Raw genomic sequence first — 13,557 nt, 5'->3', positions numbered from 1 at the left:
ACGCAGATGAAAAAAATGACTGTCTGTTTTCTTGTGCTCATGATGCTGCTGACATTAGTCATTGCTGGGTGTTCAGCAGAAAGATCATCCGGGAAGTCGGGTGAAACCGAGCTGACCTTTTGGACATTTAACGGACTTCATGAGCAGTTCTATATAGAAATGGTGAAGGAATGGAATGAAAAATATCCTGACCGCAAAATTAAGCTGAATACGGTCGTTTATCCGTATGGACAAATGCACGATAACTTGTCTATCTCCTTAATTGCAGGAGAAGGCGTCCCTGATATTGCCGATGTCGAATTGGCCCGTTTTTCAAACTTTTTGAAGGGCTCTGACATACCGCTTGCCGACTTGACTCCGCTGATTGAAAAGGACCGTGATAAATTCGTTGAGGCGCGGCTGACCCTGTACAGCAAAAACGGCAAGCTTTACGGACTCGATACGCATGTAGGAACAACAGTCATGTTTTATAACATGGATGTTATGAAGAAAGCCGGCGTCAATCCTGACGATATTAAAACATGGGATGATTACCATAAAGCCGGACAGAAAGTGCGCAAAGTGACCGGGAAGCCGATGGGAACGGTGGAAACAAATGATTCCGGAACGTTCTTATCTATGATTTCACAGCAAAACTCAGGCTATTTTGATAAAAACGGCAAGCTGATCCTCAATAATGACACCAACGTAAAAACACTTCAATATTTAAAAGACATAATCAATGATAAAACGATGATTCCTGCGCCGGGCGGCGGGCATCACAGTGAAGAATACTACGGCTTTATGAACCAAGGAGGAGCTGCTTCAGTCCTCATGCCGATTTGGTATATGGGAAGATTTATCGACTATATGCCTGATCTGAAAGGGAAGATTGCCATCAGGCCGCTCCCGGCATGGAAAGAGGGAGGCGACCGCTCGGCAGGTTTGGGCGGTACGGCAACCGTTGTGCCGAAGCAAGCCAAGCATGTTGAGTTAGCAACAGAGTTTTTAGCCTTTGCGAAGGGCTCTAAAGAAGGAAACAAAAAGCTCTGGAGCGTACTTGGGTTTGACCCGCTTCGCTGGGATGTCTGGAGCTCCAAGGAATTGAAAGAGAAAAACAAATACACGGATTACTTCCAAAACGGAACAGGCATTTTTTCCGTGCTGCTCGATATCAAGGATGAAATCAATCCGATTTATTTACATGAGGATTTTGCCAAGGCTTCAGACCTTGTCAACAGAAGCGTGTTGTTCGACGCACTTAAATCTCAGCAAAAAACGCCTAAACAAGCCTTGGACAGAGCGGCAGGTGAACTGAAACAGAAATAGAATCCCATTCAAAAAGTGAAAGCGGGGAGGTTCTCATGAAACCTGTGAAAACAGGAACGGTTCATCCCGTTCCTTCAGCTGCGAAACAATCAGGCTGGCGAGATCTATTTTATTCAAAAAAAGCGGCGCCCTATCTGTTTACAGCGCCATTCGTTTTATCCTTTCTCGTATTTTTTCTATACCCCATCATTAGTGTCTTCATCATGAGCTTCCAAAGAATTTTGCCGGGAGAGGTGTCCTTTGTCGGATTGTCTAATTATACAGCGCTAAACAACCCGACGTTCTATACCGCCCTTTGGAATACGCTGGAATACACCTTTTGGACGCTAATCGTGCTGATTCCTGTCCCATTGCTTCTGGCCATATTCCTGAATTCAAAGCTGGTCAAATTTAGAAATATATTTAAATCAGCACTATTCATCCCGGCATTGACCTCCACCATTGTCGCGGGGATCATTTTTCGGCTGATCTTCGGAGAAATGGAAACGTCTCTGGCCAATTCCATCCTACTCAAACTCGGCTTTTCACCTCAGAACTGGATGAACAATGAACATACCGGCATGTTTTTGATGGTGCTGCTTGCTTCATGGAGATGGATGGGAATCAACATCCTTTACTTTTTAGCCGGTTTGCAAAATGTGCCGAAAGAGCTGTACGAAGCCGCTGATATAGACGGCGCGAATACAATGAAAAAATTTCTGCACATCACGCTGCCGTTTCTCAAGCCTGTAACCGTATATGTGCTGACCATCAGCATTATCGGCGGCTTCAGGATGTTTGAGGAAAGCTACGTCCTTTGGCAGAATAATTCCCCGGGTAATATTGGTCTGACGCTTGTCGGATATTTGTATCAGCAGGGACTTGCCTACAACGAAATGGGGTACGGAGCAGCCATCGGCATCGTGCTTTTGATTGTGATCCTTGTTGTCAGCCTGATTTCATTAAAGCTGTCAGGCTCGTTTAAGGGGGAGGGATAAATGTTGCGGCACAGTCCTCAGTTCAGCGTTTACAGAATCGCACTAACCCTGTTTTTTATTATGCTGAGCCTATTGTATCTTTTTCCGATTTTCTGTTTGCTTTTAGGATCATTAAAGCCGTCATCTGAGCTTTTGCGTGTGGGGCTCAATCTCGACATTGATCCTAAAGTAATGAGTCTTGATAATTATACATTTCTGTTTAACGGCGGAAGCATTTATTTCAAATGGTTTTTTAACAGTCTTGTACTTGGGCTTTTCACAACCATGCTCACCCTGTTTTTTTCTTCGATGATCGGGTACGGGCTTGCGGTTTATGATTTTAAGGGCAGAAATATCATCTTTGTTCTTGTGCTGATTATCATGATGGTTCCGCTGGAAGTGATGATGCTTCCTCTGTTTAAGCTTACCGTCGGACTGCACTTGATCGATTCATATACAGGTGTCATATTGCCGTTTATCGTTTCACCTGTTGCCGTTTTCTTTTTTAGGCAATATGCTCTTGGCCTTCCAAGAGATCTGCTGGACTCTGCAAGGATGGACGGCTGTACGGAATTCGGCATCTTTTTCAGGATTATGGCACCGCTGATGAAACCGGCTTTCGGTGCGATGATTATCCTTCAGTCCTTAAACAGCTGGAACAACTTCTTGTGGCCGCTGATTGTGCTTCGGTCGAAAGAAATGTTTACGCTTCCAATAGGGCTGTCCAGCTTGCTGAGCCCTTATGGAAATAATTACGACATGCTTATATCCGGCTCAGTATTTGCGATTTTGCCGGTGATTATCATTTTCTTGTTTTTCCAAAAGTACTTTATCTCCGGCCTGACGGTAGGGGGAGTCAAAGGTTAATGAAGGAGGAAACGTGTGATGAAAAAAGCGCGAATGATTGTAGACAAAGAATATAAAATCGGTGAAGTAGATAAACGGATTTATGGCTCGTTTATCGAACATATGGGTCGTGCGGTATATGAAGGCATATACGAGCCTGATCACCCTGAAGCGGATGAAGATGGGTTTAGAAAAGATGTTCAGTCGCTGATCAAAGAATTACAGGTTCCCATCATCCGCTATCCGGGCGGAAACTTTTTATCCGGATACAACTGGGAGGACGGTGTCGGACCAGTCGAAAACCGCCCGAGACGGCTTGACTTGGCATGGCAAACGACAGAAACCAATGAAGTGGGAACAAATGAATTTTTATCTTGGGCCAAAAAGGTGAACACTGAGGTCAATATGGCCGTCAACCTCGGCACAAGAGGCATAGATGCCGCCCGTAATCTCGTTGAATACTGCAACCACCCGAAAGGCTCTTACTGGAGTGATTTAAGAAGATCGCATGGCTATGAACAGCCGTATGGCATCAAAACATGGTGCTTAGGAAACGAAATGGATGGACCGTGGCAGATCGGCCACAAAACAGCTGATGAATACGGACGGCTTGCCGCAGAGACAGCAAAGGTCATGAAGTGGGTTGACCCATCAATTGAACTCGTTGCCTGCGGCAGCTCAAACAGCGGCATGCCGACCTTTATCGATTGGGAAGCGAAGGTGCTGGAGCATACGTATGAGCATGTCGACTATATCTCTCTTCACACCTACTACGGAAACCGGGATAACAATCTGCCAAACTACTTGGCACGTTCTATGGATTTGGATCATTTTATCAAATCAGTCGCTGCGACCTGTGACTATGTAAAAGCAAAAACACGCAGCAAGAAAACAATTAATCTTTCTCTGGATGAATGGAACGTCTGGTACCACTCAAATGAGGCTGATAAAAAAGTCGAGCCGTGGATCACTGCGCGTCCGATTTTAGAGGATATTTACAATTTTGAAGATGCCTTATTAGTCGGCTCTCTGCTCATTACGATGCTGCAGCACGCAGACCGTGTGAAAATTGCGTGTCTTGCACAGCTTGTCAATGTCATCGCGCCGATCATGACGGAAAAAGGCGGAGAAGCATGGAGACAGCCGATTTTCTATCCATACATGCATGCTTCTGTTTACGGAAGGGGCGAGTCACTGAAACCGCTTATTTCCTCTCCTAAGTACGATTGTTCTGATTTCACTGATGTGCCATATGTTGATGCTGCTGTTGTGTACTCTGAAGAGGAAGAAACACTCACTATTTTTGCGGTAAACAAGGCTGAGGATCAGATGGAGACGGAGATTTCGCTCAGAGGCTTTGAATCCTACCAAATCGCAGAGCACATCGTACTTGAGCATCAGGATATCAAAGCGACAAACCAGCATAACAGAAAAAATGTCGTTCCGCATTCCAACGGATCATCGTCTGTCAGCGAAAATGGCTTAACTGCTCATTTCACGCCGCTTTCCTGGAATGTGATACGCCTGAAAAAAGAGTCATAAGAGAAGCGAAGCCGGAGATTTCTCTCCGGCTTGTCTTTCAACTGCCACGAGCCGGCCCGTTCAAGCCGGCTTTTTGTATAGGAAAAAATGACCGCTTTTCACCATGAAATTATGATATATTTATGAAAAACAGCAAAGGGGATGGGAGAAAATGAATGCGGTTACAATTGTGATAGCGTCAATGTGTATTTTGGCTATTGCCTATCGTTTATACGGAACATTTATGATGGTGAAGGTTCTCAAAGTAAATGATGACAAGCCGACACCTGCTCACGTGCTTGAGGATGGGAAAGACTATGTGCCTACAAATAAATGGGTTTCGTTCGGCCACCATTTTGCCGCGATCGCAGCGGCCGGACCGCTGGTCGGACCAATTCTGGCGGCGCAGTTTGGCTATTTGCCGGGATTATTGTGGCTGTTAATCGGGGCGGTAATTGGGGGAGCCGTCCATGATATTGTGGTGTTGTTTGCATCGATGCGCAAAAACGGAAAATCGCTGTCGGAAGTGGCGAAGGATGAGCTTGGCCCTGTTGCAGGATTTTGTACAGGTCTGTCCATGCTGTTTATCATCACGATCACAATGGCGGGCCTGTCGATGGTTGTCTTGCATGCGCTTGAACGTAATCCATGGGGAACATTTGCGGTAGGGATTACGATTCCGATTGCGATGGGTGTGGGCTTATTTTATAAGAAAACGGGAAATTTAAAGCTCGCTTCAACGGTCGGCTTTCTCTTTTTAATGGCAGGAGTCTTTATTGGTCCATGGGTACAGACTACCGCGCTCGGTGACTTTTTAACGCTAGATACGAAAACGCTTGCAATCGCGCTCCCTGTTTACGCGTTTTTTGCGGCTGCGCTTCCCGTTTGGCTGCTTCTGGCTCCGCGTGATTATTTAAGCAGCTTTATGAAAATCGGTGTTTTTATCGCTTTGATTGTTGGTGTGTTTGTCGTCAATCCGTCTATTCCGTTTCCTGCGTTTACAGAATTCGTAAAAGGCGGCGGGCCGGTGCTGGCAGGACCTGTCTGGCCGTTCATCTCAATAACCATCGCCTGCGGGGCGATCTCTGGGTTCCATGCCTTTGTCGGCTCAGGAACAACACCGAAAATGCTGAATAAATGGAGTGATATGAAGCCGGTTGCGTTTGGCGCAATGCTTGTTGAGTGTCTTGTCGGCATCATGGCGCTGATTGCAGCGACCGCTTTACAGCCTGCTGATTACTTTGCGATTAACAGCACGCCTGAGGTTTTCCGTACGCTTGGCATGAATGTCGTACATTTGCCTGAATTGAGCAGGGAAATCGGTTTGGACTTAGAAGGAAGAACAGGGGGAGCCGTTACGCTTGCGGTGGGGATGACTTATATTTTTACCGGAATGCCGTTTTTCAGCCATTTGGCCTCATACTTTTTCCAATTTGTCATTATGTTTGAAGCGGTCTTTATTTTAACAGCGATTGACGCCGGCACACGTGTCGCCCGTTATTTGATCCAGGATTTCTTCGGGGAGGTGTATAAACCGCTGAAGAAAACAGACTGGATTCCGGGCTCTATATTTGCCAGCGCGCTTGCCTGTTTGATGTGGGGGTACTTGCTGTATTCAGGAGATATCGGTTCCATTTGGGCGCTGTTCGGCGTTTCTAATCAGCTGATGGCTTCAGTGGGGCTGATTATCGGAGCGACCATCGTGCTGAAAATCGCTGATAAACGCCGGTACATTCTGACTTGCCTTATCCCGCTTGCCTATTTATATGTCACTGTCAATTATGCGGGCTATTGGATGGTGCGCAATGTGTATCTCAATCCTGAAGCAGCAGGATATAGTGTATTGAATGGCGTATTATCTATCATCATGCTGGTGTTAGGCTTCATCATTATTGTGGCGGCTGTGAAAAAATGGGCGCAGATGTGGAAAGATCCGAGCTTAAGGATGGAAGCATCTATACCGGGCTAGAAGGACTATTGAAAATGCTGAGGGGGGTTGGCAATGAATCTATCAATGAAATATCTTATTCTATACGTATCGGACAGCAAGCGGGCTATTCATTTTTACCGGGATATTTTAGGACTGCCGATTCGTGCTGAACACGGCACGTATGTCGAATTTGATACAGGGTCTACGATATTGGCGCTTAATACGCGGGAAAGCGCCAGAGACATCACGGCGCTGGACATTCCGGATACATCTGCTTCAAACACATTTGAAATCGGGTTTGTTACTGAAAATGTAGAAGCGGTCATCAAAAGGATGAGAGAACAAGGCGTATCGATTATCGGGGAGCCGAAAGTGAAACCATGGGGGCAGACGGTCGCCTATATCGCTGATCCGGATGGACATTATATCGAAATTTGCAGTCCGATGGAATAACGCACAAAAGCCCAAAACAATATCTGTTTTGGGCTTTCTCATGATGTTTTGTGCCCGGCTGCTTCCAATAGCAAATCAGCCAGGTGAACGGCTCTGACTTTACCGCTTAGTCCTTCGCGTTCAATGCCGAGCTTCATTTGCAGCAGGCAGCCGGGATTTGCTGTTACAATGAGGATCGCTTCGGTTGCTTTGACGGCAGCCATTTTACTGTCCAGTATTCTCATAGACATTTCAGCTTCGACGATGTTGTAAATTCCCGCTGATCCGCAGCAGCTGTCTGCTTTCTCCATTTCTTTGAATTCCGCCCCTTTGATGCTTTTAAGAAGCTGGCGGGGCGCAAGCGACGTATGCATTACATTTCTTAGGTGGCATGAATCTTGGTAGGTAACGACCTGAGGCGTCTCGAGCGCTAAGTCCATTTGATGGAAATCGAGTTCAACCAAAACAGAAGAAAAATCCTTCAGCTTTTGAACAAAAGCGGCGGCCCGCTCCGACCATTCCGGGTCATCCTTCAGCAAATGATCATATTCGGTCAGAAAGGCTCCGCATCCTCCTGCGTTTGTAATGACTGCATCCACGTCTAATGCTTCGAAAGCAGCGATATTTTGTTTCGCTAGCTCTTTCCCTGTGTTTTTTTCACCGCTGTGTCCATGCAGCGCCCCGCAGCAAGCCTGTTCAGGCGGAATGACAATGTCGCAGCCTGCCAGCTGTAAAAGCTTCAATGTGGCATTGTTAGTCGGTAAAAACATCGTATCCATTAAGCAGCCCGAAAAAAAGGCGACCCGTTTTTTCATGGGGCCAATTGACGGCAGGAAACGCGGCCGATGTTTCATGTCTTTGCTTTTTGGAACATCAGGAAGAACAGCTTCCATCGTTCGCAAATGCTCAGGCAGGACGCGAAGCATACCGGTTTTACGCACAGCGGTTTGCAGTCCTGACCGCTGATACAAACCGATAAGGCTTACAGCTGAGCGCATGCGGTTTTGATGCGGAAACAGCTCGTGAAAAGCCGTCTTTCGCATGACACGTGCGCCGAGCGAGTGTTTTTTATTTTGGTGGATAATATCTCTGGCTTCCTCAAGCAGCTGTCCGTATTTCACGCCTGACGGGCATACAGGTTCACAGGCGCGGCAACCGAGGCAAAGTGACAGCGACCGTTCGACATCTTCATCCGGTTCAATCATACCGTCCGCTACTGCTTTCATTAAGGCGATACGCCCGCGCGGAGAGTGTGTTTCCTGAAATCCCGATTCGATATAGGTCGGACAGGAAGGAAGACAGAAGCCGCAGCGCATACAATTTAATAACTCGCCTTCATCCATACGCTCTTTAAATTCATTTTGGATCTGTTTCATTTCTTTTTCTGTTGTCATCTTTCCGCCACCACACGTTTTCTGGCATCTTTCGCAAACACTTTGCCCGGATTTAATATGTTCCGGGGGTCAAATGCCGCTTTCAACGCTTTCATCGCATCAATGCCTTCTTTTTTCAGCTTCATTTCCAAGTAAGGCGCTTTCATTTCCCCGACTCCGTGCTCTCCGGTTATCGTCCCGCCAAGTTCAATCGCTTTCTCAAAAATCTCGGCAAAAGCCTGTTCGACACGTTCCATTTCATCCTCATTTCTTATGTCTGTCGTGCATGTCGGATGGAGGTTCCCGTCTCCTGCGTGGCCGAAGGTGCAAATGGAAATATCATATTTAGCAGCAATATCATTAATCGCTTTTACCATATTGGCGATTTCTGAGCGAGGAACGGTCGCATCCTCTAAAATCGTCGTCGGTTTGAGGCGGGCTAGGGCAGAAAGTGCAGAACGCCGGGCTTCAGTCAGGGCAAACGCTTCCTCCTCTGTTTGTGCGGTCTGAACGGAAACGGCGTCGCCTTTTTTGCAAATCGCCTCAATCTTTTCCATATCCCGTGCCACGATTTCAAGCGGTCCGTCTTGCTCAATTAATAGAACCGCCTTTGCGTTTGTCGGAAGTCCGATTTTGGCATAATCCTCAATCACCAAAAGTGTAGGCTGGTCGAGAAATTCAAGCGTGGCGGGTATGATTTTTGCGGCAATGATGTCTGATACCGTTTGAGCAGCGGCATCGATATTTTCATATAGGGCAAGCAGCGTCTTTTTTGTTTCAGGCTTTGGAACAAGTTTGACGATTGCCTCTGTCACAATGCCGAGTGTTCCTTCTGAGCCGACAAAAAGCCGTGTGAGATCGTATCCGGCCACATCCTTTGCGAGTTTTCCGCCGGTGCGGATGATGTCACCATTTGCGAGCACAACCTCCAGTCCAATAACATAGTCGCGGGTGACGCCATATTTTAATCCGCGGAGCCCGCCGGAATTTTCATTGATGTTGCCCCCGATAGTTGATATTTTCATAGAACTCGGATCGGGCGGATAAAACAAACCTTTGCTTTCAACTGCCCGGATCATATCCAACGTAATGACGCCCGGCTGAACTGTGGCAGTTAAATTTTCTTCATCAATTTCAAGAATCCGGTTCATGTGCTTAAAGAGAAGCACAAGTCCGCCTTCAGTCGGGCACGTGCCGCCGCACAGGTTTGTCCCTGATCCTCTTGGAACGATCGGCACTCGATGTTCGCTGCAAATTGTTAAAATGCGTGATACTTCATCAGTATTCCTTGGAGCAATCACGGCATCAGGCATAGACTGATACTGAGGCGTCGCATCATATGAATAGACGAGACGGCCGGCATTCGAGTCATCAAAGTTTTCTGGTCCGGAGACCCGAATCAGCTGCTCCTTTACATCCTTGGTGATCATTTCACCCATCCCCCTGTCAAAAAACGCTTTCAATCTATTGTAAAAGAAAAAAAGCAAAGCCTTCCATGGAGAAACATACAAAAAATGAAACTGAAACTCTCTCTATTTTGTATCTTGATCTAAAAAATAGAGTGCAACGTACATCGTGACGATGTCCTCGGTACGGTCAAAACGTAAACCCGTTAGCTGTTCAGCCTTAGCCAGACGATAACGCAATGTATTGATATGAATATGCATATCTTCTGCGGTTTGTTTCAAAGACAAATCGTGATGAAAGAAAGTCCGTAACGTATTCATAAGTTCCTGATGCTCAAGCGCCTCTCCTAATACTCTTTGCGGAAATTCGTTTCGGGTTCCCGGGCTGATCTCCGTCAGACACATATCAAGCTTCAGATCCTCTTCAAATATGGGCGTTTTTCGCTTAAGGCTGACAGCCAGCGCTTTTTCCGCTTGCTCGTATGAATCTGTCAGGCTGGAGCTTGCGACGGCTCTTCCGGCGCCAGCTGCTGCAAATTGGCTGTTTGCGGTATTGGCAAACGAACAAATGTGAAGGATCTTCCGTAAAAGCCGATCCCTTTGTTCATGCTGCGGCACTTCATGATTAATCAAGATCCGTTCATTTCCCCACCTGATGAACAAATCCGCAGGGTACGAGGATTTCCAGCTGCGTGCCATTTGTTCAATATCATGAGGTGACAACTCATACCCCTGAATAAGAATCATTTGGCGCCGGGAGGCAAGGTCAACACCAAGAAGCTGAGCTTTCTCAAGAAAACTGGGAGACCACTCCTTTAATTGCAGCCAATCGATCATAAAGGACTCCAGCATTCTCTCACGCCACTGGGATTGCTCTAAATGCCGTGATTCCTTAATGAACAGCTCTGTCATTTTTCGAAGCAGTTCTCCGAATGGCTGAATCTCAGCGGGCTCACCTGTCAGCCCGAAGACGGCGATCACATCATGGTCAAAAAATACAGGGAGGTTTATGCCTGCTTTCACTCCTTTTAATCTTGTTTCATCTTCTTTTGTAATAATCACGCTGCGTCTTTCTTTTGCGCAGATAAGCGCTCCCTCATGAAATTGTCCGACACGCTCATCGTTTGTGCCTGCCATAATAAGACCGTCCGTGTTTACAATAATGACTTCACGTTCGTACATTTTTTTAACTTCAGCAATAATTTTTTTCGCTAATAACGGCTGTAAAAACATGGCGTTCCCCCTCATCATGTTTTTATTATATAAGAAAAAAACCGGGCGCTGTCACCCGGTTTCATGTCTTATTCGGCGGGTTTTAATCCGCCTTCAAGCGTTTTCAGCATTTCGTTTTTCTCACTTTCGGATGCGTGCTGCCAAATGACTTCGAATAAAACGCCGAGCCCTGGAAGCATTTTTTCTTCACCGCTTTGAATCGCATCTACGATTGTATGCTCAAGCTGCTCCTGATTATTGCCGGTGACATTGGAGATGACGGCATGACGTAAATTAAGATCCATGTAAAACGCTCCTTTTTCTAAAATGTAATACGTATATTCTAACCCTGCACCTGGTTTATTATGTGCTGTTCTTGCGATATAATAACATCATGTTAAAAAAAGGAGCGCCACATAGACAGTGAAACAAATAGAATCGGCAAAAAACCAAAAAGTGAAGGATTGGAAAAAGCTTCACACAAAAAAAGAACGAACAAAAACAAATACATTTCTGATAGAGGGAGAACATCTCGTTGAAGAGGCGTTGAAAAGCCCGGGCATTGTGAAAGAAATCCTTGTAAAGGATGAAACGAAGATTCCTTCAGATCTTGAGACTGGTATCCAGTGCTATATGCTGAGTGAAGATGCGTTTTCAGCTGTGACTGAAACCGAAACGCCGCAGCAGATTGCCGCTGTGTGCCATATGCCTGAAGAAAAGCTGGCAACGGCACGCAAGGTGCTGCTGATTGACGCTGTTCAAGATCCGGGAAACCTTGGCACAATGATTCGAACGGCTGATGCGGCCGGTTTGGATGCGGTTGTACTCGGTGACGGCACGGCGGACGCCTTTAACGGAAAAACACTGCGATCTGCTCAAGGATCTCACTTCCATATTCCTGTTGTGAGAAGAAACCTGCCTTCATATGTGGACGAATTGAAGGCAGAGGGCGTAAAAGTATACGGCACGGCGCTGCAAAACGGAGCGCCTTACCAGGAGATTCCTCAGTCTGAATCCTTTGCGCTCATTGTAGGAAATGAAGGTGCAGGGGTGGATGCTGCATTGCTGGAAAAAACGGATTTGAACCTGTACGTGCCGCTTTACGGACAGGCTGAATCACTAAACGTTGCGGTTGCGGCTGCCATCCTCGTGTATCACTTGCGAGGATAGTGTTGCGCCAAGCGTTGGATTTCTCTATAATAGAACATAATATTTCAAAAACCGTGACAGAGGACCTCAATTTCTGATCAACTGCTTTCCAGGGAGAAAATGCCGCTGACTGAGAGCATTTTTAACGCAGCCGGAAATTGGCTTCACCTCTTGAGTTGTCGCCGGGACCGCGTACACTGCGCGTAAAGGTGAACCGGAATCTGATTCCGTTATGTCAATGAAGCTGACGACAGCATCAGTCTGTCTGAAATAAGGGTGGTACCGCGGCCACAACTCGTCCCTTGTACAAGGGACGGGTTTTTTTTATTTTCCAAAGACATATGACGGTTTGTTTACATAAAAGGAGGATGCAAAATGGAAGAGAAGCTAAAACAGCTGGAACAAGAAGCTTTAGAACAAGTAGAAGCGGCAAGCTCATTGAAGGTTGTCAATGATATTCGGGTGCAATATCTCGGAAAAAAAGGGCCGATTACAGAAGTGCTGCGCGGAATGGGCAAGCTTTCTGCTGAGGAACGTCCGAAAATGGGGGCGCTCGCGAACGAAGTAAGGGAGCGTATTGCCAATGCGATTGCTGACAAAAACGAGAAGCTTGAAGAAGAGGAAATGAAACAGAAGCTTGCAGGACAGACAATTGACGTCACGCTGCCGGGGAACCCTGTTGCAGTCGGCGGCCGCCATCCGCTCACTGTTGTCATTGAAGAAATTGAAGATTTATTTATCGGTATGGGCTACACAGTCGAGGAAGGGCCAGAGGTTGAAACGGATTACTACAACTTCGAATCGCTCAATCTTCCGAAAGAACACCCTGCGCGCGATATGCAGGACAGCTTTTACATCACAGAGGAGACTTTGATGAGAACGCAAACTTCCCCTGTCCAAACACGGACGATGGAAAAGCATGAAGGCAAAGGTCCCGTTAAAATCATTTGCCCGGGTAAAGTATATCGCCGTGATAACGATGATGCGACGCACTCTCACCAATTTATGCAAATTGAAGGGCTTGTCGTTGACAAAAACATCAGCATGAGTGATTTAAAAGGAACGCTTGAACTCGTTGCGAAAAAAATGTTCGGGCAAGACCGTGAAATCAGACTCCGCCCAAGCTTCTTCCCGTTTACTGAGCCTTCAGTAGAAGTGGATGTGACATGCTTTAAATGCGGTGGGAACGGCTGCTCAGTATGTAAAGGAACAGGCTGGATTGAAATCCTCGGTGCCGGAATGGTTCACCCGAACGTGCTTAAAATGGCTGGCTTTGATCCGAAGGAATATCAGGGCTTCGCATTCGGAATGGGTGTTGAGCGCATCGCGATGCTGAAATACGGCATTGATGATATCCGCCACTTCTATACAAACGATGTCAGATTTATTTCGCAGTTTAAACAGGCGTAAGAGGAGGATGTAAG

The 13,557-nt window shown here is 46.5% G+C and carries 14 protein-coding genes; 9 read left to right on the top strand and 5 right to left on the bottom strand.

From position 1 onward, the window contains the following. Positions 1–6: 6 nt before the first annotated feature. From NX903_RS13735 to NX903_RS13705, 7 genes are all read left to right on the top strand, one after another. Positions 7–1,308 (top strand): ABC transporter substrate-binding protein, encoded by a 1,302-nt coding sequence (locus tag NX903_RS13735; protein WP_086344180.1) that lies wholly within the window; start codon positions 7–9, stop codon positions 1,306–1,308. A 35-nt stretch (positions 1,309–1,343) separates the two neighbouring features. After that, positions 1,344–2,285, top strand: coding sequence for a carbohydrate ABC transporter permease (locus NX903_RS13730; RefSeq protein WP_003229507.1), 942 nt, complete (start codon positions 1,344–1,346; stop codon positions 2,283–2,285). Beyond that, positions 2,286–3,131, top strand: a complete 846-nt coding sequence (gene araQ, locus NX903_RS13725) for an arabinose ABC transporter permease AraQ (RefSeq protein WP_014480513.1) — start codon at positions 2,286–2,288, stop codon at positions 3,129–3,131. Between the two features lie 18 nt (positions 3,132–3,149). Next, positions 3,150–4,652 carry an alpha-L-arabinofuranosidase AbfA gene (abfA, locus tag NX903_RS13720; protein WP_086344179.1) on the top strand — a complete coding sequence of 501 codons (1,503 nt, stop codon included), beginning with the start codon at positions 3,150–3,152 and terminating at the stop codon, positions 4,650–4,652. Positions 4,653–4,803: 151 nt separating this feature from the next. Then, positions 4,804–6,600: a carbon starvation protein CstA gene (gene cstA, locus NX903_RS13715; protein ID WP_046381260.1), complete on the top strand. Its 1,797-nt coding sequence runs from the start codon at positions 4,804–4,806 to the stop codon at positions 6,598–6,600. After that, the gene (locus NX903_RS13710; RefSeq protein ID WP_080262655.1) at positions 6,543–6,731 is read left to right on the top strand and encodes a hypothetical protein; all 189 of its coding nucleotides are present in this window, start codon (positions 6,543–6,545) and stop codon (positions 6,729–6,731) included. Before cstA ends, NX903_RS13710 begins: the two co-directional genes overlap by 58 nt. Then, the gene (locus NX903_RS13705; RefSeq protein ID WP_225510034.1) at positions 6,646–7,014 is read left to right on the top strand and encodes a VOC family protein; all 369 of its coding nucleotides are present in this window, start codon (positions 6,646–6,648) and stop codon (positions 7,012–7,014) included. The genes NX903_RS13710 and NX903_RS13705 overlap by 86 nt, the downstream gene beginning before the upstream one ends. Before the next feature lie 38 nt (positions 7,015–7,052). Here NX903_RS13705 and NX903_RS13700 read toward each other — a convergent pair whose 3' ends face one another. The 4 genes from NX903_RS13700 to sspI all read right to left on the bottom strand — a co-directional run bounded on the left by NX903_RS13700 (position 7,053) and on the right by sspI (position 11,289). Next, the gene (locus tag NX903_RS13700) at positions 7,053–8,387 is read right to left on the bottom strand and encodes a (Fe-S)-binding protein (RefSeq protein WP_024572937.1); all 1,335 of its coding nucleotides are present in this window, start codon (positions 8,385–8,387) and stop codon (positions 7,053–7,055) included. Next, entirely contained in the window at positions 8,384–9,796 is a 1,413-nt protein-coding gene (glcD, locus tag NX903_RS13695) for a glycolate oxidase subunit GlcD (protein ID WP_086344178.1), read from the bottom strand. The genes NX903_RS13700 and glcD overlap by 4 nt, the downstream gene beginning before the upstream one ends. 102 nt (positions 9,797–9,898) lie before the next feature. Next, entirely contained in the window at positions 9,899–11,005 is a 1,107-nt protein-coding gene (locus NX903_RS13690; protein ID WP_086344177.1) for a CdaR family transcriptional regulator, read from the bottom strand. Between the two features lie 68 nt (positions 11,006–11,073). Beyond that, a complete protein-coding gene (gene sspI, locus NX903_RS13685) occupies positions 11,074–11,289 on the bottom strand; it encodes a small acid-soluble spore protein SspI (RefSeq protein ID WP_021480275.1) in 216 nt (71 codons plus the stop codon). A gap of 118 nt (positions 11,290–11,407) precedes the next feature. Between sspI and NX903_RS13680 the strand changes: the two genes are divergently transcribed. Continuing rightward, on the top strand, positions 11,408–12,154 hold the full coding sequence (locus NX903_RS13680) for a TrmH family RNA methyltransferase (RefSeq protein WP_015714484.1): 747 nt from the start codon (positions 11,408–11,410) through the stop codon (positions 12,152–12,154). A 66-nt stretch (positions 12,155–12,220) separates the two neighbouring features. On the opposite strand, the gene NX903_RS13675 is transcribed toward NX903_RS13680, so the two are convergent. Continuing rightward, a complete protein-coding gene (locus NX903_RS13675) occupies positions 12,221–12,427 on the bottom strand; it encodes a hypothetical protein (protein WP_004398812.1) in 207 nt (68 codons plus the stop codon). A gap of 81 nt (positions 12,428–12,508) precedes the next feature. On the opposite strand from NX903_RS13675, the gene pheS reads away from it, so the two are divergent. Further along, positions 12,509–13,543, top strand: a complete 1,035-nt coding sequence (pheS, locus tag NX903_RS13670) for a phenylalanine--tRNA ligase subunit alpha (RefSeq protein WP_004398818.1) — start codon at positions 12,509–12,511, stop codon at positions 13,541–13,543. Positions 13,544–13,557 lie beyond the last annotated feature (14 nt).

The organism is Bacillus sp. FSL R5-0576 (assembly GCF_038004765.1).
In the GTDB taxonomy this organism is placed as follows: domain Bacteria; phylum Bacillota; class Bacilli; order Bacillales; family Bacillaceae; genus Bacillus; species Bacillus subtilis.
This window is presented reverse-complemented; position numbering and strand designations above follow the sequence as displayed.